The following is a 19,204-nucleotide window of genomic DNA, read 5'->3' on the forward strand; positions in this document are numbered from 1 at the left end:
TCTAAATCGCTAATGCCATTAATTATTGCGCGGCCGGGATTGTCCATAAGGTTGCAGACAGGTTTCAAAACAGTGTATGATACTAGAGTAACGCCGAGGAAACAAGGTGAAAGAAGTTGGGTTAGGGGGTTCTTCAATGCCGACACCGAGCATGGAAGACTACTTGGAACGAATTTATAAGCTCATAGACGAAAAAGGTTACGCGAGAGTGTCGGATATTGCGGAAGGGCTGGAGGTTCACCCTTCGTCAGTGACGAAGATGATTCAAAAGCTCGATAAAGATAACTATTTAATTTATGAGAAATATCGTGGTCTTGTATTAACGACAAAAGGGAAGAAGATGGGCAAGCGGCTTGTGGAGCGCCACCATCTGCTGGAATCATTTCTGGCCATTATCGGCGTCCAAGATGAGAATATTTATCAGGATGTCGAAGGCATTGAGCATCATTTAAGCTGGGATTCGATCACCTGCATCGAGACGCTCGTCGCATTTTTCGAACGTGATCCTTCCCGATTGGACGACCTTAAAGCGGTCCGCGCCGAGCTCGATAATGAGTGATAACGCAAATATGAAGTGAAACGCAGTATGATGTGCAATTACCCAAAAAAAGAGCGTGACCTCCGAGAAATCGAGGTTACGCTCTTTTTGCGTGGTTGGCCAGCTGTCATAGCGGACTACAGTGGCTTAATGATACTTCGGCAGATCATCATCTTCCTTGCCGCCTTCGATAACGCGGAACGGCGTACGCTGCGATTTCGGGCGTTTGGCAGGCTGTGAGCGGTTGCCAGGGCGCACCTTAGGCGAAGCAGAACCGGAACGGCCTCTCCAGCGGTCAGGCGGGAACTTGTAAAGCACATAAATGAGGCCGAATACGATAATCGGGATTAGGAATGAACGCATATCGGTCAAAACGCCATAAATAACTCCGATGCCAAGCAAAGACATAATAATAATTGCCGGCACGCTCCATTTTTTAGGCCTGTTTGCCATAATCATTCCGCCCTTACGCTTTAATATTGGTCATTTGTTGATCAAGCTCGCGCATCCGGTTGAAGGAAGCAATGGATACGGCAACCTGATCGTCCTTCGGTTCTTTCGTTGTCAGCAATTGCAGCCACAGGCCCGGGTAGCCGAGATAGCGCAGCACGGGAATGTCGCGCATCGCATTTGTAATGCGCAGCACCTCATAAGAAATGCCGAGAACGATAGGGAGCAGCAAAATACGAATGTAAATTCTTTCCCAGATGGAATCCCAAGTGAAGAAAGGCAGCGAATAAATAATAACGCCGACAATGACGGTGAAAATAATAAAGCTGCTGCCGCAGCGATAGTGCAGGCGGCTGTATTTTTGCACATTGCTGATCGTAAGCTTCTCGCCAGCTTCATAAGCGCTAATTACTTTATGCTCGGCGCCATGATATTGAAACAGTCTTTTGATAATCGGCGTGAGCGACATCAGATACAAATAAGCAAGCAATAAAATGATTTTGATAAGTCCTTCTAATAGGTTATGACCGATTTTGCTCTCAAATACATTGCTGAACAATAGTTCTTCCAGCGCAGCGGGAGCTGCGGTGAAAATCAGCTTGCCGAAAATAAACGACAGCACGCCTGCCACGGCAACACCGACAATCATGCTTAGGCTGAAACCGGATTTTTGCTCCTTCTCAGGCTTTGGCTGTGCTTCGGGATTTTTGGCGGCTTCTTCCTTCGCCTCATCCTCCGCGTAATTTTCCATAGAAAAGTTCAGATGCTGCGAGCCTTTGGCGCTGGAATCTATTATGCCGACAACACCGCGCACAATCGGAATTTTTTTCAGCTGCTGGATCCAGCGCTTCGTCGTCCGCGGAACCTCATAAAAGATGATTTCGTCATTTTTTCGGCGAACAGCTGTAACATTGACATGGCTTCCTGCGAACATGACGCCTTCAATGACAGCTTGTCCTCCATAGATGCTTTTTGGCTTTTGCGACAAGTGTTGGTCACCTTCCTTAAAAGTGTATCGTCCCAATCAGGTGACGAATCATTTTTTTCATTTTCTTGCGAATAGTTCTATTGTACTTGATCGGTGCGGCAATTGCCAACGTTTGAGCTGCTTGGGCAATCCAGAAACAGCTGCCAACAGAGGCGGTTACTTCTATGCTTTTTTTCACATACTAAAACATGGCTTCTTTTATTTAGGAGGCGACAGGTGATCACAAGCTGGAGGCGAAGGAAAACGATGGCAGAAAATAAACAAAATAAACGGACCGCCGGAAAAGGCGGCAATCCATATGAAGGCAAGCATCATACGAATATTTGGACGTATTGCTTATCGACGGGCTTTTTTGCTGGCCTGATTTGGGGCATATTGCGCTGGTTTTTTTATGAAATGAAATTTACACTGGAGCTGCCAGGCATAATGGCGGACCCGTTTTTCCGCTCCTCCTTTTTGAAGTCGGGCTGGGGCATAGTAGTAGGCGTTGGCTGCTACATTATTTTTTCAATAATTGCTGCGCTGCTATACGGTCTGCTGTTCCGCAAGCTCAAAGGTCCATGGCCTGGTGTGCTCTATGGGCTCGCCTGGTGGGCGATCGTTTTTCTTGCTGTAGGGCCGATGCTGCATGTGACTCGAACGGTGTGGAAAACAGGCTGGAATACGCTTAGCGCCGAACTATGTGTCTTTTTGCTATGGGGCGTTTTTATCGGCTACACCATTGCTTTTGAATTTACAGACGAGGCGTCCCGAGAGCCTGTACAAGCAAGCTGAATAGTTGTCCCTTCTCAAGCGGCGGGCATATGTGGTAAAATGGCAATTGATCTTTGTCTTTAGCATTGATTTGTCCGTTAGGGAGGTGTGCAAATGCTCAAAATTCTGGTGCTTAATGGCCCGAATCTGAATATGCTTGGTGTTCGTGAGCCAGGAATTTATGGATCGGCTACGCTTGCTGATATTGAGGCTAACTTGCTGGAGCAGGCGAAGGGTCTGAATGTACAGCTGGATTTTTTCCAATCCAACCATGAGGGCGCGCTTATTGATCGGATACATAGCGCTTATGGCGCAGAGGATGGCATACTTATTAATCCCGGAGCGTTTACGCATTACAGCTATGCGCTGCGCGATGCTTTAAGTACGGTAGCTCTTCCTGTAGTTGAGGTGCATTTGTCCAACATACATACGCGCGAGGCATTCCGTCACGTGTCGGTTATTGCACCTGTAGCGGTCGGGCAAATTGCCGGTTTCGGTCCACAGAGCTATGAGCTTGGCCTTGCGGCACTTGCTCGTAAGCTGAAGATGGCTTAAAAAAACGGAAAGGGGATGAACATAAATGTCAAAGGAAAGAGTGAATCTCTTGCGCAGCGCCCTTACGGAGCTGGGTCTGGAAGCTATTCTTATTAACAGCGAATACAATCGCCGTTATATAAGCGGATTTACAGGCTCCTCTGGTATGGTCCTCATTACGTTAAGTGACAGCATTTTGCTGACCGATTTCCGCTATATGACGCAGGCTCCTGAGCAGGCGATCGGCTATGAAATCGTTGAACATGCGCCTAAAGCGATGGAAACGGTGAAAGAGCTGTTGAAAGCGAGAAAAATCAGCAAGCTGGGCTTTGAGCAGGAGCATGTCGTTTACGGCGAATTCGCTGATTGGACAGCTGTGCTTGGCGACATTGCCCTTCATCCAGTAGCGGGGCTTGTTGAAGGCCTGCGGATGATCAAGGACGAGTCGGAGCTGCAAGTGATGCAGGAGGCTGCTGATCTAGCGGATGCGACATTTACGCATATCCAGAAGCTGCTGCAGCCTGGCGTGAAGGAAAGCGATATCGCGCTGGAGATGGAAATTTTCATGCGCAGCCATGGTGCTCATTCCTCTTCGTTCGAGACGATCGTAGCGTCCGGAGAGCGCTCAGCCTTGCCGCATGGCAAAGCAAGCGAGCGGGTTATCGGCAACAATGAATTCGTGAAGCTGGATTTCGGCGCTTATCTGAAAGGATATTGCTCTGATATTACGCGCACGGTTGTCGTTGGTACGCCAACGGACAAGCATCGCGAAATTTATGACATTGTGCTGGAGGCACAGCTGAATGCGCTTGCTCATATCCGTCCGGGCATGACAGGCCGTGAAGCGGATGCTTTGACGCGTGATGTCATCACGAAATACGGCTATGGCGACAAGTTCGGTCATGGCACCGGACACGGACTCGGCATGGAAGTGCACGAGGCTCCCCGTTTGTCCAAGCTTAGCGAAACGATTTTAACCCCCGGTATGACGGTAACGGTTGAGCCTGGCATCTATCTCCCCGGTTTCGGCGGAGTACGGATCGAGGATGACATCGTAATTACGGACACCGGTATTAAAATATTAACCGCATCGACTAAAGCGTTTCTTACTTTAGGCTAAGTTGTGGTAACAGCGGTAAACGAGCACGATCAAGCTTGCTATTTTTCTAATCCCAGGAGGTAATCAGCAGTGATTTCAGTAAATGATTTTAAAACAGGATTGACAATTGAAGTAGACGGAGACATTTTCTCCGTAACCGATTTCCAGCACGTTAAGCCAGGCAAAGGCGCGGCATTCGTACGCTCCAAGCTGAAAAACCTCCGCAACGGCAACGTTGTTGAGAAAACGTTCCGTGCAGGCGAATCGCTAGCTCGTGCGATCATCGAAAACCGTGCTGTACAATACTTGTACAACTCCGGTTCCGAGTACACGTTCATGGACAACGAAACATATGACCAGTTCGAACTGAACGAATCGCAGCTGAAATGGGAAATCAACTTCCTGATCGAAAACATGACGGTCAACATCTCGAGCTACCAAGGGGAAATCATCGGTATCCAAATGCCGAACAGCGTTGAGCTGAAAGTTATTGAGACGGAGCCAGGCATTAAAGGCAACACGGCAACCGGCGCAACTAAAAATGCAAAGCTTCAAACGGGACACAACGTACAAGTTCCATTGTTCATTAATGAGGACGATGTGCTGTTGATCGATACTCGCGAAGGAAAATACATCTCCCGCGCATAGGAGATGGCAATGAGCTGCTTCAAGGGTGCAATTGGCCCTTGGAGCAGCTTTTTTATATGAACCGTCTAAACTTCACACGAACTTCTCATTTTTATCGTAAAAAGCATTGATGTATAAAGGCTTACTATTGTAACATTCAATATAATAGTTAAGCTCATGCATCTAGCGATGACGTAGAGGAGTAGAGTGAATGGCAAGAAAAAGCTTTGTTTTTCTGCTGGCAGCCTGTTGGTTTTTGCTGGTGGCCTGTGGCACTGGACCGGAGCCGCATGCAACGAATCAGCCAGCTGCAAGTTCGGGGGAAGCGGCAACTGGTGGGCAAAACTCCCTGAAGGCTGTTCAAGCAAGCGGCAAGCTGCGTATAGGAACGGAAGGAACGTATGCGCCTTTTACTTATCATGACGAAAACGGCAAGCTTGTCGGATTCGATGTAGAGATAGCTGCAGAAATTAGCAAGCGTATTGGCGTGGAGCCTGAATTTATTGAAACGCCATGGGCTGAAATATTTGCGGGACTTGATGCGGGGAAGTTTGATGTTGTTTTTAATCAAGTCAGCATTCGGGACGATCGACTGGAGCAATATTATTTTTCCGATCCTTATATTTACTCCCATATTGTGCTCATTGTGAATCAGGATAACACGGATATTAAGAAGCTTTCTGACTTGAAAGGGAAAAAGGCGGCACAATCGCTGACAAGCAATTTGCTTGATATTGCACAGCGGTACGGGGCGGAAATTGTGCCGTCCAAAGGCTTTGATGATGCGATTTCCTTGTTGTTGTCCGGTGAAGTGGACGCGACGGTTAATGATGGGTTAACTTATTTAGACTTAAAGCATCGCGAGCCGGAGGCGCCGCTCAAAATTGTTGATGAAATGTCGGAGGCAACGGCAAGCGGCGCTTTGTTTACGAAAGGGCATGATGAGCTTGTTATCGCCGTCAATAGGGCGCTTGCGGATATGAAAAAGGACGGTACATATTTGGAAATTTCAACAAAATATTTCGGCACCGACGTTTCCAAATAGCATGCTGAAGCTGTGAAGGTTGCTTGTATTTTTGTGATGGGATATACCCAGATGTATGATGGTTGTGCTATAATATTGACTTGCATGTATATGTCAAGGTTGGGAGTGAGTCAGCTTTGTCGTTGATAGTGATGAAGTTTGGCGGAAGCTCGGTGGGAACGCCGGAGCGGATGCAACGGGTAGCAAAACGAATTATTGAAAATAGGCAGGCGGGAAACCGCGTTGTTGTTGTCGTATCTGCAATGGGGGATACAACGGATGATCTGATCGACCAATCGAAGCTGCTTAATCCTAATCCGCCAGCGCGCGAGATGGATATGCTGCTTACGACAGGCGAGCAAATATCGGTAGCGCTTTTGTCGATGACGATTCACCAGCTGGGACACCACGCCGTTTCGTTGACAGGCTGGCAGGCGGGAATCCGTACGGATGCTGTACACAGCAAGGCGAAAATTACAGATATTCGTACTGAGCGCATGATTAAGGAGCTGGATGCGGGCCATATTGTTATCGTAGCCGGTTTTCAAGGCATGTCCGAGGAAGGCGACATTACGACGCTGGGACGTGGCGGCTCCGACACGACAGCAGTTGCACTGGCAGCTGCGGTTAAAGCGGATGTATGCGAAATTTACACCGATGTGGATGGCATTTATTCGACCGATCCGCGCGTTGTGAAATGCGCTCGCAAGCTCGAAGAAATTTCGTATGATGAAATGCTGGAGCTTGCCCATCTGGGAGCTGCTGTGCTTCATCCGCGTGCAGTTGAATACGCAAAGCATTACAATGTAAAGCTGGTCGTTCGTTCAAGCTTTACCTACAACGAAGGTACAAGTGTAAAGGAGGAAGTAACGATGGAACAAGGCGCTGTCGTTCGCGGTATTGCATTCGATAAAAATGTAGCTAGAATTAGCATTCTGGGCGTTCCAGATTTGCCAGGCGTGCTCGCGACAGTATTTGGCGCGCTTGCAAATAATGGCGTGGATGTGGACATTATTGTGCAAAGCGGCGTACAGGACGGCACAGCCGACTTCTCCTTCACGCTTTCGCTCGATGATAAAGACAAAGCGGTTGCAGTCATTGAAAATCTGCACGGAGAGCTTCCGTACAACAAAGTGACTTCTGAAGAAAACCTGGTTAAAGTTTCAATCGTCGGTGCTGGCATGGTCAGCAATCCAGGCGTTGCTGCAACGATGTTCGCAGCGATTTCAGGTCTTGGCATCAGCATTAAGATGGTCAGCACTTCTGAAATCAGACTTTCCTGCGTCATCGATGCTGAGCCGCTGCAAGAAGTGGTGCGTGCGCTGCATACGGCATACGGTTTGGATACAGCTGAGCAAGCTTTCGTTGGTGGGCCACAGGACCGTCGTTAGACGACTTGCTTTAATGTAAGAAACATGTAAGAGAAATCAAAAAGGCAAGGAGCAATCGCTCTTTGCCTTTTTTGCATATATGGGGATCTACAGAGAGGTAAGATTAAGTACAATTAGATATGATTAAACAAAATGGAAGGAGTTCAAATGTGGTGTTCTTAAATGAAATGGTTTGGGCTGAGAGCACGAGCTTCATGAATGAGCTGCTGAAACAAGAACTAGCCTGCAGCAGCATGCCGGCTGGACTGGAGGCCCATGTGTGGAAATATTCGTCTGTTACGGACAGCTTTGTTCTAAAAATATGGGACAAGGATTCCGATCCAGATGTTCATTTTCAATATGTCCTGCTGCAAGCGCTTTGGAACATAGGCATTTCTGTTTCGGCAGCATATGGATGGGGCCACACCGCTTCCGGGCATAAGGCGCTGTTAACCAGCTATGATGGCAGCCCGCTTTCCCAAATAACGAATCAGCAAGTTGAGCATTTGGCTCAATTATTGTTGGACATCCATAAAGTATCCGACCAGGAATTAGATCCTCTGCTTCATAGGAAATACGATTTTATCCGTTATTTTTACCCGCAAATCGAAGAGCATCAAGACATTCAAACGGAATTAATAGAGCTAATTAATGGTTCAAATATGCAGCAAAATAAGTTTATCCACGGTGACTTTAATTTAGGGAACGTAGTAGAAAATCAAGGGAAATACACGATCATTGACTGGACCAATGGGCAATTAGGGGATGTCAGGTATGATTTTGCCTGGACGAGCTTTTTAATTTATTTATACAATGGGGAACCATTAGCCACGTTATTCCAAAATGCATATTTAGCACAAAGTGAATTTGATAAAGAAGAAGTTCAAAGGTTTGAAGCCATTGCGTGCCTCAGATGGTTATTGCTCTATCGATTCGCACCAGTTCCAAAAGATGAGTCAACGATCGGACGGATCAATCACAAAATAATGAAAAATAAATTTCTCAATAAAGCGCTTGTGCTGGAGTAGCAGCCTAAAGCGAGACTAGCAGCAGGCTAGGGCGTGATTATTTTCTCGCCTTAGTCTGCTGCTTTTATTTTTATAAGCGATTCAGCGCGTCAACAGCACGAGCTTCTCTCCTTGCAGTACGGGAACGTCTTTATAAATATCGACGGCTGCGCATGCTTCAATATCCCGCTGGAGACCAAGCTTGAGCAGCCGCTTGCCTGTGGATCCGGAGGCGAGTGTTTCGAGCGCAGCAGAACTGCGGCTGCGGTAGAAGCCGAGCATAGCGATTGCGAAGTCGTCCAGTTCCAAAGCATTTATGCCTGCCTGCATCATCCGCTCAAGCAGCAGTCCGGCGCCATAGCCATCCTCGGCAGCGAAAGCATCATTATAGCCTGCGCATAAAATGACGACATCGCGCCGCAGCGCGAGCGCCGCACGGGCGCAGGCAGCAGCGTTCATTAGCGCGGCTGTCAATACGTAATCGGCACGGGCCGATTTTTGCAGCGCGCGCGTTCCGTTCGTTGTGGTCAATATAATACGTCGGTTGCGAATCGTATTCGCTTCATATTCATCAGGCGAATTGCCAAGGTCAAAGCCGGATATTTTGCGGCAAAATCGTTCCCCCCCTAGTAAATCCCCCTGCTGCTGCGCTGCTTTAGCCTCCATAACTGTTTCTACCGGAACGATGGCTTCGGCCCCGGCCGCAAGCGCCGTCACAATCGTGCTGCCAGCCCGCAATACATCGACAACGATGGCTGTTTTATGATGAAAGCGCGCCTGGCTGGCTTCATTCACGCTTGATATGACCTCAACTTGCATGTCGTTATCCGCCTTTCTTTGCCTTAGCTTCTCATAGCCTTATGCCTGCAATATATGCACCTTCTTCTAGGCATGTGTCCCAAGTGCAGCGGTCATGAATGCCGTAGTCTGCTGCATAAGCTAGAAACAGGTCGGCTGGACAAGGGTGGAGGTGGATTTTTATGCTGAATAAAATCGTGCTGGCAATGGCATCCTTGCGCTTTGCCTCGGGAACCATCGAAATTTGCGCAGCTATTATTATGCTTAAACTCAATCAGATCGACAAGGCGCTTCTCGTCAATTCCTCTTTGGCGCTAGTAGGGCCGCTGATTTTGATTGCGACGACGACGATTGGTTTGGTAGGGCTTGCAGACAAGCTGTCCTATAGCAAATTTGCTTGGGTAGCAGCTGGCATTCTATGTTTAATGATTGGTATTTTGAAAAAATAACGAGAATCGGCGCTGTACCCGAGAACGAAGGCCTTTTTATATATTTAGCTGCCGTTCTCGCTATAAGAGGCGGTCTGCTCCTAGTTAAATAAATTCTAATCTAGCATTTTCGATCCAGTTGGACATATTTTAGCTGGCCAAGCATACATATAAGAGGACTAAGGACAAACATCCGGGAGTGATGAACGCATGCTTAGCCGTATTACGCATTTGTTGCCGCTAGAGCTGAAAGCGATATTGGAACGGCTCCCTGCGCAGGTTCAGGAGCAGCTGGAAGAGATACGGATTCGCGAAGGGCGCCCGCTGGAAATTGGCATGGCAGGCCAATCGCGTTTCGCTGCAAACGACGGCACGCTCTTAACCCAAGCAGGCGGAGCGTACAAGCCTACTGCTGACCTTTGCCGCAAGCTGCTGGAGCGGATGACCAACTACTCCTTGTATGCCATGGAAGAGGAGCTCAGGCGGGGCTTCATTACAGTTGCAGGCGGTCATCGGGTTGGACTTGCAGGGCGTACCGTTCTCGATAACGGCAGTGTCCGCGGCATTCGTGAAATAGGCGCCTTTAATATTCGGATTGCCAGGGAGGTACCCGGCTCAGCGACCCCGCTCATGCCGAAGCTGCTGGACCGATCGCGCAAAACGATCCGCTCCACACTGCTGCTGGCCCCTCCTCAGCAGGGCAAGACGACGCTCGTTCGCGACATTGCAAGATCCGTCAGCTACGGGTTATGGGGAGGCGGGGATGCTGCAAGCTGGGCGGGCAGAAAAGTTGCAATCGTGGACGAGCGCTCGGAAATAGCCGCCTGTGTCCGCGGCATTCCAACCTTTGATATTGGCCCGCGCTCCGACGTCATGGATGCTTGCCCCAAGGCAGAAGGAATGATGATGCTGCTGCGCTCGATGTCGCCCGATGTCATTATTGCAGATGAGATTGGACGTCCCGAGGATGGCGAGGCGATTCGGGAAGCCAGCCATGCCGGTGTCAGCGTCATAGCGACAGCTCATGCGTATGATGCCGAGGATGCCAGAGGGCGGCCTGTATTGCGCTCGCTGCTAGAGGAAGGGGCTTTCGCCCTTATTGTCGAGCTGCGCCGAACGCCTTCGGGCATTATGCACCGGGTGCTTACGGCAGAAGCTTGCGTAAGAGGCTGGGCGGCGCGCGAGCCAACGGCAGCAGTACCGCGTTTAGCCGAAGATGCTGCGCCGCTGTTTTCCGGGCTGATGCGGGGCGATGCCATGTGCTGAAGCTGCTTGGCGCGCTGCTGATTTTGTTCGCCGGAACGATGCTTGGCTTTCAACAGGCGGCGCGTTTTGCCGCTAGACCCCGCCAGCTTCGCCATACTGCTCACGCGCTTCAGAGGCTTGAAACGGAAATTGGCTACGGGCATACACCGCTGCCGGAGGCGCTGACTCGAACCGCAGCTTTTGTTCCGGCTCCACTAAACCGGATGCTGATGCTGGCTGCAGAAGGGCTTGCAAGCGAGGAAGGGCTTTCTTTTCCAGAAAGCTGGGAGCGGGCGGTTCGCGAGGTTTGGGGAACTACGGCCATGCGGGCAAGCGAGCAGGCGGTGTTGATCCGTCTTGGCTCAACGCTCGGTATTAGCGACCGTGAGGACCAGCTTAAGCATTTGAAGCTGGCGCTCATTCAACTGAAGGCGGAGGAAGATTCGGCGCGGGAAGACCAGGCGAGGTATGAGACGATGTGGAAAAGCCTCGGCGTTTTAATCGCCGTGCTGCTCGTTATTTTGATGGTTTAATGGGGTGCCGCGGAAATGAATATGGATGTGAGCGCCATTTTCCAAATAGCCGGTATCGGAATTATCATCGCGATGATTCATACGGTGCTTAAGCAGATGGGGAAGGAAGATATGGCGCATTGGGTGACATTAATCGGCTTTGTTGTAGTGCTGTTTATGGTCGTGCGTATGCTGAACGAGCTGTTTCAGGAAATTAAAACGATTTTTCTGTTCCAGTAGCTAGCTTGAAGAGAAGCCGCAAGTAGGTGAAGCGAAGTGGAAATCATTCAAATCGTCGGTCTTGGGCTGATTGCAACAGTCCTCATCCTTGTCGTTCGAGAGCAAAAGCCGCTGTTCGCTTTCCTGCTTGCGGCATTTACCGGCCTCTTTATTTTTCTGTTCCTGCTTGGCAAAATCGATTCCGTCATCGCGGTGCTTACTGATTTGGCGAATCGCTCCGGCATTCCTTCTATTTATTTGAAGACGGTGCTGAAAATAATCGGCATTGCCTACATCGCTGAATTTGGCGCTCAAATTGTCCGGGATGCCGGACAGGAAAGCATTGCGTCGAAAATCGAATTCGCTGGCAAAATATTAATTCTCGTCATGGCGGTGCCGATCATCAGCGTCATTATCGAAACGGTCATCAACCTGCTGCCGACAGGAGGAGGAGCCAGTTGAGGATAAAGCTTGCTGGCAGCTCCTATCCGTCGAACGCCGTTTGGTTTACGCTGTTAGCGGCTGTATTGTACTTTTTGCTGCTTGTGCCAAGCTCAGAGGCCGCAGCGCAAGATGTATCAACGTCAGCTAGGCAGTCGGAACAGGCTTCTTATCAGCAGCTAGCTTCACAGCCAACGTCTTCTCCACAAACCCATCAGTCGCAGCAGACTCAGCAAAGCCAGCAATCGCAGTCCTTGCAGCAGCAGCAAACACAGCAGGCTCAGGCGCAAGCCGCACTCGGTCAGCTGACCGGCAGCGGGCTGAACGATATGGATACGGATGCGGTGGAGAAATACTGGAACGAGCTCAAAAACGAATATGGCGGATTTTTCCCTGAGCAGAAGCTGCCGAGCTTTGCCCAAATGCTGCTGCCGGGCGGAGAAGGGCTCAAGCTGGAAACGGTGCTGAAAGGGCTGCTGTCTTATTTTCTGCACGAAGTGCTCTACAATGGCAAGCTGCTGGTCACAATCGTCACGCTTACCGTATTCAGCATGATGCTGGAAACGCTGCAAAGCGCCTTCGAGCGCAATGCGGTCAGCAAGGTAGCTTATTCCATTACCTTTATGGTCATCCTTATCATCACGGTCAACAGCTTTAATGTAGCGATCGGCTATGCGAAGGAAGCGATAGAAAGCATGATCCAATTCATGCTGGCGATGCTTCCGCTGCTGCTCGCGCTGCTTGCGTCGATGGGCAATGTCATGACGGTGTCGGTGCTGCATCCGCTCATTATTTTTATGATTCATGTCGTAGGCACGCTTGTTTATACGCTCGTATTCCCGCTGTTGTTTTTCTCGGCCATTTTGCATATCGTCAGCGCCATGACCGAGCGTTTCAAGGTGACCCAGCTTGCCAATCTGCTGCGCAGCATCAGCATTACCATTTTAGGCGCGCTGGTTACGATTTTCCTCGGTGTCGTCTCAGTGCAGGGAGCAACGGGAGCGGTGACCGACGGTGTAACGATGCGAACGGCCAAGTTCGTCACAGGCAATTTTGTTCCTGTCGTCGGGCGCATGTTTTCGGATGCTGCGGATACCGTCATATCGGCTTCCATGCTGGCGAAAAATGCAATCGGGCTCGCTGGCGTCATTATGCTGCTGTTTATCAGTGCTTTTCCCGCAATCAAAATTTTGACGCTGGCGCTAATTTACAATGTATGCGCCGCCGTCATGCAGCCGCTGGGAGATTCACCGATTGTGGCCTGCCTGCAAACGATTGGCAAGACGCTGATCTATGTGTTTGCTGCGCTGGCTGCCGTCAGCTTAATGTTTTTCCTGGCCGTCACGATCGTGCTGACAGCAGGAAATGCAGCAATGATGGTGCGGTAAACGGGATGCTTTGACAAAAAGGGGGCGAATCGCATGGTAGCTTGGCTGGGCGAGTGGCTGCGTGACATTATCGCTGTCATAATGCTCGCTGTATGCACCGAGCTGCTGCTGCCCAACAGGGCGATGCTGCGCTATGCCAGACTTGTTATCGGCCTTCTTGTTCTGCTGACGCTGCTGTCTCCACTGCTTCGCCTGCTGCAAGGCGACGTAACGGCGGGACTGAGCGCGGGCATCCAGCAATGGGAGATGAGCACGGCGCAGCGGCAGGTGAAAATGCCAACACTTGCCGACATTCAGCGTCAGGCGGAGGAGCTTAAACGCAAGCAGCAGCAGCAGGCGGCTAGCCTGACCGGCAGTACGCTTTCCAAAGCAATGGAAACCGCAATCGTTCGCTATACGGGCCAGACGGCAAGCTCGGTTGAAGTCAAACTAAAATGGATCAAGGAAGGGGATGTTGAGATGGTCGATATGGATACGGTGACAGTGACGTTTCCTCAGATGCTTCCTGAAGAAGAGGCAGCCTCGCCGAGAGGATCTCCTGCAATTGCGGATGCGAATTCAACACAGGAAGTACAGGAGGGAAATAGACAGGTCGAAGCAGTGGAGCCAGTGAGCGTTGAGGTTATGGTGCCTGAGCTGCTGGAGACTGGACCGAATCATTCATCAGAAGCGCAGAGTGCTGCGGATGAACCGTTATGGCAGCCCGTAAACGCAGAGCTTGACAAGCAGACGAGAGCTGTGCTCGCCGAGGGCTGGGGTTTATCTCCCGAGGCCATCATTATTCGCCAGCCGGCAAGCATTCGCGGAGAAAAGTGAAGCGAAAGGAGCGATAATGACAGGTGGCGAAGTGGCTGGAGAAGCTGGAAGCGATGGCGGGCGGAGGCCCTGGGGGACCGAAGCGAGTAAAAATGCTGCGCCTCCTGCTCATTATCGGCTGTGTTGGAGCGCTGCTGATGCTGATTAATTCTTTTCTCACCTATAACAAGGTTGAGCCTTCCGTACAGGGGCAGGGGCAAAATCTGCAGTCAGTAGATGACACGGCCTGGACCAGCCCAGGCTCGCATGAAGGAGCCTCATTCGAAGCGGTGGAGCAGCCGCTGGAGGCGAGGCTGAAGGAAATTTTGGAGAAAATCGTCGGTGTTGGCGAGGTGGATGTTCTGGTCACCATTGATTCAACAGAGGAAATCGTCGTTGAACGCAACGAGAAGGAGACGCAGTCGGTTACAGACGAGAATGACAAAAACGGGGGCAAACGGCATATTACGGCGATTAACAAGGATGGCGAGGTTGTACTCGTCGAGGTGTCCGGCGATCAGAAGCCGATTATTAAAAAGACGATCAACCCGCGCATTCGCGGTGTCCTTATCGTAGCCAAGGGGGCGGAAAACGTAACCGTCAGGCGTTTAATTATAGATGCGGTCGAAAAAGGCGTAAATGTCGCGGCATCCCGCATTTCTGTTGCACCAAGGAAGCAGTAGATTAGCTTTTATACCATTTTGAGGAGGGTGTTCACATGAACACGAAAAGACAAACGATTTGGCTCGTATCGATGCTCAGCTTGATGGTGGTACTGTCCGCCTATTACTTGTTTACGCAGGATGCAAGCTCGCCAGATTTGCTGACAGACAACTCGCAGCTCGAGCAGACGGTGGGACAAGGTGCGACTGAGGCAGCGGGCAGCGGCATCGTTGTGGATGAGGTGCAGCAAGGAGCGGACAATGGAGTGAGCGAGACTGACAAAGAGGTGCTGGAGCAGTATGAGCAAGGGGGGGCCGCAACGAGCGTATTCGCCGATATTCAGGAGAAGCGGACGCAGGAAAACAACGAGGAGCTTGATAAGCTGATGGCAGATATCGCAAATACGCAGGTAGATAAAGAAAAATCCACTGAAGCGGCAAAACAGCTGTCCATGCTTGAAGAAAAAAATGTAAAGCTGACAGAGCTAGAAGAGCAGCTGATGCAAAATTATGAATCCGCCATTGTAGATGAAGAAAACAACGTTTATAAAGTCGTCGTAGCGAGCGAGAAGCTGGAGAAAAATCAAGCAGCTGATATTGTGGATCTCGTTATGAAAAAAATGGAAATCAATGCGGATCAGGTATCGGTGCAATTTGTACCTTAATTAATCGTTGCCTGAGCAGAAAATCCCGGAAGTCAGTTAAGCTGGCGCTTCCGGGATTTTTCTTATGCCCGATCGTGCACGACACTCGCCCTGCGCCTATATAATGTAAAAAAATAAAAAGGAGCTACGACACATTATGTATCGCTATTATCCTACCCATCCCCATCAAATGGCCAAATCGCTTCATCCTGCATGCTGGACATCATCCAGCATGGAATTGAACCGCAAACTGCGGACATTGTGGGTACAGCATGTGTACTGGACAAGATTGACGGTGAACAGCATTGTTGACCGCCTTGGTGACGAACAAGCAACGACGGCTAGGCTGCTAAGGAACGCTACAGACTTTGCAGCGTTGCTTGAACCTTTGTATGGCAGGGTGATTGCGGCAAAGTTTGCCGAACTGCTGAGGGAGCATCTTGTCATTGCAGCTGAACTCGTCAAGGCTCTCCAGGCTGGCGATAGCGCAGCGGCAGCGGATGCACAAAAACGCTGGTATATGAATGCAGAAGCCATTGCCGACTTCCTGGGCCAAATAAATCCTTATTGGTCCAAAGAGGAATGGAAGAGGATGCTCGATGAGCATCTTAGACTGCTTACGGGCGAAGTAGCGGCACGACTCGCAAAAAACTATGAGCAAAACGTCGCCCTAAGCGATCCCATCGAATCGCAGGCAATGGGAATGGCAGATGTCATGACGAACGGAATTATCCGGCAGTTTCCTTCTTTATTTTCCATTTGATCCTCATGATCAAAAAAGAGCGGAGTTCAGGCTATGATTTTATTGCCTGGACTGCGTTTTTTATTGATGGGCAGTTCAATTTTTGCCTGCCTCGCCCATTATTCTTAATACAGCGACTGAAGCTATAGAGTGCTTAAAACGATTTTTACGAAGGGAACAGGCGGCTGTTTAAGGGTTATTTTATGCATTTGTAAAAAATAATTCGTGTTCCTCAGCGTTTATGATATAATGTTAAACGTTATTGTGCCCATTAATAAAAGTGAACAATGCAAGCTAAGCTACTATGCGGTTTTGCTGCCGCAAAGCTAGGCGAATGCTTACGAAGCGGTTTTGCTACCGCAAAACTAAGCGGATGCTTACGAAGCGGTTTTGCTACCGCAAAACTAAGCGAATGCTTACGAAGCGGTTTTGCTACCGCAAAACTTTAAGGAGTGAAACATTCATGTTCAAATTGAGCGAGATTAAAGAATTGATCAAGCTGGTCGATCAAACCTCCGTTCATGAGCTGGAAATCGAAAACGAAGGGACTCGCCTGCTAATTCGCAAGCCCGGGAAAACGGAAGTCGTCAATGTGCAAGCAGCCCCGCTAACGCATACATATTCACAGCAGCCTGCTCCCGTTTACACACAGGCACCTGCTATTGAGCCAGCTTCGCAGTCTACAGCGTCTGAGACGCCTGCAGCGCGCGCTGCAAGTGAGAATTTGCACCAAATCACTTCCCCGATGGTTGGTACGTTTTACAGCTCGCCAAGCCCTGATGCTGCGGTATTCGTAAAACCAGGCGATCGCGTATCCGAGAAAAGCGTCGTTTGCATTTTGGAAGCGATGAAGCTAATGAACGAGCTGGAAGCGGAAGTGCGCGGCGAAATCGTCGAAGTGCTTGTAACGAATGGCCAATTGGTGGAATACGGGCAGCCGCTATTTCTGGTGAAGCCGGAATAACAGCATTGCTCCTTCTGGGAGAACTAGCCATTTGAAAGGAGTAACAATGTGAATTTCCAAAAAATCCTTATTGCCAACCGCGGCGAAATCGCCGTGCGTATTATTCGGGCTTGCCGCGAACTCGGCATTGCAAGCGTAGCCGTTTATTCGGAGGCGGATCGCGATTCGCTCCATGTGCGCCTTGCAGATGAAGCTTATTGCATCGGTCCTACTTTGTCGAAGGACAGCTATCTGAATTTAACGAACCTGATGAGCGTTGCTACTATAACGGAATGCGATGCGATTCACCCAGGCTATGGCTTCCTTGCTGAAAATGCGAATTTTGCGGAGCTTTGCGAATCGTGCAACATTACGTTTATAGGGCCTTCGCCTGAGGCGATTAGCAAAATGGGCGACAAGGCGGTAGCCAAGCAAACGATGCAGCAGGCGAACGTTCCGGTTATCCCCGGCTCTGAAGGCCTCATTGAGACAATGGAAGAAGCGGTTGAAGTTGCACGTCAGATCGGCTATCCCGTTATTATTAAAGCGACAGCAGGCGGCGGCGGCAAAGGCATCCGTATTGCTGACAGCGAGGAAATGCTCGTTCAGCAAATTACGACGGCGCAGCAGGAAGCTCAGAAAGCTTTCGGCAATGCAGGCGTCTATTTAGAAAAATATTTGACAGGCATGAAGCATGTCGAAGTTCAAATAATGGCGGACAAGCATGGCAATGCTGTACATCTTTTTGAACGCGATTGCTCGGTTCAGCGTCGTCGCCAGAAATTGGTCGAAGAAGCGCCTTGTCCAGTTTTGTCTCCTGAGCTTCGTGAAGCGATGGGACAAGCGGCTGTTCGCGCAGCGCTTTCCGTTCAATATTCAGGTGCAGGTACGCTTGAATTTTTGCTTGGGCCGGACGGCCAGTTTTATTTTATGGAAATGAATACTCGGATTCAGGTCGAGCATCCCGTTACAGAAATGATAACGAATGTCGATCTGATAAAAGAGATGATTTCCGTAGCAGAAGGCAATCCTCTTTCCTTTAAGCAGGAAGATCTTGCGATTAATGGCTGGTCGATAGAATGCCGGATTAATGCCGAGGATTCCGAGCGCAATTTTATGCCGTCTCCTGGACACATTCCGTTCTATCTGGCGCCGGGCGGTACGGGCGTGCGGGTCGACAGCGCGGTTTATCCGGGTTATACGATTTCGCCGCATTACGACTCCATGATTGCCAAGCTGATCGTTTGGGGAAGAACGCGTGAGGAAGCGATTGCCCGCATGAAGCGAGCTTTGTCTGAATTCGCGATTGAAGGCATAAAAACAACGATTCCTTTCCATCAAAAACTGTTGGAGCATCCAAAGTTTATTGAAGGAAATTTTGATATCAAGTTCCTCGAGGAATATGATGTTTTCCATCCAGAGCAGGCTGCGGCAAAAGCTGGGGACAATCTGTAATGGTTTGTCATATTTCATGGCGAATGATATAGTATAGAAATAAGATGCGGAAGCTTTACCCGTCCGATGCAGGGCGGGACGCGCAACTTTAGGGAGGTGTAAAGCTATCATGAGTACAACAGCAACGGAGTATGAGAAAACGGACATTGGCGTTATTCAAATCGCACCCGAGGTTATTGAAGTCATTGCTGGACTGGCTACAGTTGAGGTGCCTGGTGTAGCTGGCATGAGCGGCGGTTTCGCAGGTGGAATCGCAGAGATGCTTGGCCGTAAAAATTTGTCTAAAGGCGTTAAAGTTGATGTTGGACAGCGTGAGGCGGCGATTGATGTATCCATTATTGTGGAATATGGCAACCGCATTCCAGAAATCGCTTCGGAAATTCAGCGTAATGTGAAACGTTCGATTGAAACGATGACAGGTCTTCATGTTATTGAAGTGAACGTACATATTCACGATGTTCATTTCAAAGCTGCTGAGAAGCCGGTAGAGGAAGACCAACTGCTGCGCGTCAAGTAATAACTGCATGGAAGAGAATTGACTA

24 protein-coding genes are annotated in these 19,204 nt (G+C 49.6%); 21 read left to right on the forward strand and 3 right to left on the reverse strand.

Annotated features, from left to right (window positions below; genetic code table 11):
* Positions 1-136 precede the first annotated feature (136 nt).
* Entirely contained in the window at positions 137-559 is a 423-nt protein-coding gene (gene mntR / locus AC50Y5_RS03905; protein WP_056029020.1) for a transcriptional regulator MntR, read from the forward strand.
* 126 nt (positions 560-685) lie between these two features.
* On the opposite strand, the gene AC50Y5_RS03910 is transcribed toward mntR, so the two are convergent.
* A complete protein-coding gene (locus tag AC50Y5_RS03910; protein ID WP_056029018.1) occupies positions 686-991 on the reverse strand; it encodes a hypothetical protein in 306 nt (101 codons plus the stop codon).
* Positions 992-1,004: 13 nt separating this feature from the next.
* Entirely contained in the window at positions 1,005-1,922 is a 918-nt protein-coding gene (locus tag AC50Y5_RS03915) for a DUF1385 domain-containing protein (RefSeq protein ID WP_056032677.1), read from the reverse strand.
* Between the two features lie 300 nt (positions 1,923-2,222).
* Here AC50Y5_RS03915 and AC50Y5_RS03920 point away from each other — a divergent pair, with 300 nt between their 5' ends.
* The 7 genes from AC50Y5_RS03920 (at position 2,223) to AC50Y5_RS03950 (ending at position 8,411) form a co-directional block, all read left to right on the forward strand.
* Entirely contained in the window at positions 2,223-2,750 is a 528-nt protein-coding gene (locus AC50Y5_RS03920) for a YqhR family membrane protein (RefSeq protein WP_081418569.1), read from the forward strand.
* Between the two features lie 93 nt (positions 2,751-2,843).
* Positions 2,844-3,284, forward strand: coding sequence for a type II 3-dehydroquinate dehydratase (gene aroQ / locus AC50Y5_RS03925; protein ID WP_056029016.1), 441 nt, complete (start codon positions 2,844-2,846; stop codon positions 3,282-3,284).
* Between the two features lie 25 nt (positions 3,285-3,309).
* Positions 3,310-4,383: a M24 family metallopeptidase gene (locus AC50Y5_RS03930; RefSeq protein WP_494858547.1), complete on the forward strand. Its 1,074-nt coding sequence runs from the start codon at positions 3,310-3,312 to the stop codon at positions 4,381-4,383.
* Between the two features lie 69 nt (positions 4,384-4,452).
* Positions 4,453-5,010 carry an elongation factor P gene (gene efp / locus AC50Y5_RS03935; protein ID WP_046231928.1) on the forward strand — a complete coding sequence of 186 codons (558 nt, stop codon included), beginning with the start codon at positions 4,453-4,455 and terminating at the stop codon, positions 5,008-5,010.
* Positions 5,011-5,200: 190 nt separating this feature from the next.
* On the forward strand, positions 5,201-6,034 hold the full coding sequence (locus AC50Y5_RS03940; protein WP_494858549.1) for an amino acid ABC transporter substrate-binding protein: 834 nt from the start codon (positions 5,201-5,203) through the stop codon (positions 6,032-6,034).
* Positions 6,035-6,150: 116 nt separating this feature from the next.
* Complete coding sequence (locus tag AC50Y5_RS03945; protein WP_056029010.1) at positions 6,151-7,404, forward strand: aspartate kinase; 1,254 nt, start codon at positions 6,151-6,153, stop codon at positions 7,402-7,404.
* Positions 7,405-7,523: 119 nt separating this feature from the next.
* A complete protein-coding gene (locus AC50Y5_RS03950; protein WP_494858551.1) occupies positions 7,524-8,411 on the forward strand; it encodes an aminoglycoside phosphotransferase family protein in 888 nt (295 codons plus the stop codon).
* An 81-nt stretch (positions 8,412-8,492) separates the two neighbouring features.
* Here AC50Y5_RS03950 and AC50Y5_RS03955 read toward each other — a convergent pair whose 3' ends face one another.
* On the reverse strand, positions 8,493-9,209 hold the full coding sequence (locus AC50Y5_RS03955) for a 2-phosphosulfolactate phosphatase (RefSeq protein ID WP_494858553.1): 717 nt from the start codon (positions 9,207-9,209) through the stop codon (positions 8,493-8,495).
* Between the two features lie 161 nt (positions 9,210-9,370).
* Between AC50Y5_RS03955 and AC50Y5_RS03960 the strand changes: the two genes are divergently transcribed.
* From AC50Y5_RS03960 to AC50Y5_RS04020, 13 genes are all read left to right on the forward strand, one after another.
* Positions 9,371-9,637 carry a YqhV family protein gene (locus tag AC50Y5_RS03960; protein ID WP_056029004.1) on the forward strand — a complete coding sequence of 89 codons (267 nt, stop codon included), beginning with the start codon at positions 9,371-9,373 and terminating at the stop codon, positions 9,635-9,637.
* Between the two features lie 189 nt (positions 9,638-9,826).
* Positions 9,827-10,882: a stage III sporulation protein AA gene (spoIIIAA, locus tag AC50Y5_RS03965; RefSeq protein ID WP_056029002.1), complete on the forward strand. Its 1,056-nt coding sequence runs from the start codon at positions 9,827-9,829 to the stop codon at positions 10,880-10,882.
* Positions 10,876-11,394 (forward strand): stage III sporulation protein SpoIIIAB, encoded by a 519-nt coding sequence (spoIIIAB, locus tag AC50Y5_RS03970; protein ID WP_494858555.1) that lies wholly within the window; start codon positions 10,876-10,878, stop codon positions 11,392-11,394. The genes spoIIIAA and spoIIIAB overlap by 7 nt, the downstream gene beginning before the upstream one ends.
* 15 nt (positions 11,395-11,409) lie before the next feature.
* Positions 11,410-11,613, forward strand: a complete 204-nt coding sequence (gene spoIIIAC, locus AC50Y5_RS03975) for a stage III sporulation protein AC (protein WP_046231940.1) — start codon at positions 11,410-11,412, stop codon at positions 11,611-11,613.
* Between the two features lie 36 nt (positions 11,614-11,649).
* A complete protein-coding gene (spoIIIAD, locus tag AC50Y5_RS03980; protein ID WP_056028998.1) occupies positions 11,650-12,054 on the forward strand; it encodes a stage III sporulation protein AD in 405 nt (134 codons plus the stop codon).
* Complete coding sequence (spoIIIAE, locus tag AC50Y5_RS03985; RefSeq protein WP_494858557.1) at positions 12,051-13,421, forward strand: stage III sporulation protein AE; 1,371 nt, start codon at positions 12,051-12,053, stop codon at positions 13,419-13,421. The genes spoIIIAD and spoIIIAE overlap by 4 nt, the downstream gene beginning before the upstream one ends.
* 33 nt (positions 13,422-13,454) lie before the next feature.
* Positions 13,455-14,237, forward strand: coding sequence for a stage III sporulation protein AF (spoIIIAF, locus tag AC50Y5_RS03990; protein ID WP_056028996.1), 783 nt, complete (start codon positions 13,455-13,457; stop codon positions 14,235-14,237).
* 23 nt (positions 14,238-14,260) lie between these two features.
* Positions 14,261-14,899, forward strand: a complete 639-nt coding sequence (spoIIIAG, locus tag AC50Y5_RS03995) for a stage III sporulation protein AG (protein ID WP_056028994.1) — start codon at positions 14,261-14,263, stop codon at positions 14,897-14,899.
* 35 nt (positions 14,900-14,934) lie between these two features.
* Positions 14,935-15,543 (forward strand): SpoIIIAH-like family protein, encoded by a 609-nt coding sequence (locus AC50Y5_RS04000; protein ID WP_056028992.1) that lies wholly within the window; start codon positions 14,935-14,937, stop codon positions 15,541-15,543.
* 136 nt (positions 15,544-15,679) lie between these two features.
* Positions 15,680-16,285, forward strand: coding sequence for an acetylglutamate kinase (locus AC50Y5_RS04005; protein ID WP_081418566.1), 606 nt, complete (start codon positions 15,680-15,682; stop codon positions 16,283-16,285).
* Between the two features lie 442 nt (positions 16,286-16,727).
* Positions 16,728-17,228 (forward strand): acetyl-CoA carboxylase biotin carboxyl carrier protein, encoded by a 501-nt coding sequence (gene accB, locus AC50Y5_RS04010; RefSeq protein ID WP_046231943.1) that lies wholly within the window; start codon positions 16,728-16,730, stop codon positions 17,226-17,228.
* Between the two features lie 48 nt (positions 17,229-17,276).
* Positions 17,277-18,662 (forward strand): acetyl-CoA carboxylase biotin carboxylase subunit, encoded by a 1,386-nt coding sequence (accC, locus tag AC50Y5_RS04015; protein ID WP_056028990.1) that lies wholly within the window; start codon positions 17,277-17,279, stop codon positions 18,660-18,662.
* A 109-nt stretch (positions 18,663-18,771) separates the two neighbouring features.
* Positions 18,772-19,179: an Asp23/Gls24 family envelope stress response protein gene (locus tag AC50Y5_RS04020; protein ID WP_046231945.1), complete on the forward strand. Its 408-nt coding sequence runs from the start codon at positions 18,772-18,774 to the stop codon at positions 19,177-19,179.
* Positions 19,180-19,204 lie beyond the last annotated feature (25 nt).

This window comes from Paenibacillus sp. JT22N7, from assembly GCF_059383875.1.

Excerpts from the sequence above, each read along its gene's own strand:
- mntR (WP_056029020.1), top strand. The coding sequence starts at position 137 with ATGCCGACACCGAGCATGGAAGACTACTTGGAACGAATTTATAAGCTC.
- AC50Y5_RS03910 (WP_056029018.1), bottom strand. The coding sequence starts at position 991 with ATGGCAAACAGGCCTAAAAAATGGAGCGTGCCGGCAATTATTATTATG.
- AC50Y5_RS03915 (WP_056032677.1), bottom strand. The coding sequence starts at position 1,922 with ATGTTCGCAGGAAGCCATGTCAATGTTACAGCTGTTCGCCGAAAAAAT.
- AC50Y5_RS03920 (WP_081418569.1), top strand. The coding sequence starts at position 2,223 with ATGGCAGAAAATAAACAAAATAAACGGACCGCCGGAAAAGGCGGCAAT.
- aroQ (WP_056029016.1), top strand. The coding sequence starts at position 2,844 with ATGCTCAAAATTCTGGTGCTTAATGGCCCGAATCTGAATATGCTTGGT.
- AC50Y5_RS03930 (WP_494858547.1), top strand. The coding sequence starts at position 3,310 with ATGTCAAAGGAAAGAGTGAATCTCTTGCGCAGCGCCCTTACGGAGCTG.
- AC50Y5_RS03940 (WP_494858549.1), top strand. The coding sequence starts at position 5,201 with ATGGCAAGAAAAAGCTTTGTTTTTCTGCTGGCAGCCTGTTGGTTTTTG.
- AC50Y5_RS03950 (WP_494858551.1), top strand. The coding sequence starts at position 7,524 with ATGATTAAACAAAATGGAAGGAGTTCAAATGTGGTGTTCTTAAATGAA.
- AC50Y5_RS03955 (WP_494858553.1), bottom strand. The coding sequence starts at position 9,209 with ATGCAAGTTGAGGTCATATCAAGCGTGAATGAAGCCAGCCAGGCGCGC.
- AC50Y5_RS03960 (WP_056029004.1), top strand. The coding sequence starts at position 9,371 with ATGCTGAATAAAATCGTGCTGGCAATGGCATCCTTGCGCTTTGCCTCG.
- spoIIIAA (WP_056029002.1), top strand. The coding sequence starts at position 9,827 with ATGCTTAGCCGTATTACGCATTTGTTGCCGCTAGAGCTGAAAGCGATA.
- spoIIIAC (WP_046231940.1), top strand. The coding sequence starts at position 11,410 with ATGAATATGGATGTGAGCGCCATTTTCCAAATAGCCGGTATCGGAATT.
- spoIIIAF (WP_056028996.1), top strand. The coding sequence starts at position 13,455 with ATGGTAGCTTGGCTGGGCGAGTGGCTGCGTGACATTATCGCTGTCATA.
- AC50Y5_RS04000 (WP_056028992.1), top strand. The coding sequence starts at position 14,935 with ATGAACACGAAAAGACAAACGATTTGGCTCGTATCGATGCTCAGCTTG.
- AC50Y5_RS04005 (WP_081418566.1), top strand. The coding sequence starts at position 15,680 with ATGTATCGCTATTATCCTACCCATCCCCATCAAATGGCCAAATCGCTT.
- accB (WP_046231943.1), top strand. The coding sequence starts at position 16,728 with ATGTTCAAATTGAGCGAGATTAAAGAATTGATCAAGCTGGTCGATCAA.
- AC50Y5_RS04020 (WP_046231945.1), top strand. The coding sequence starts at position 18,772 with ATGAGTACAACAGCAACGGAGTATGAGAAAACGGACATTGGCGTTATT.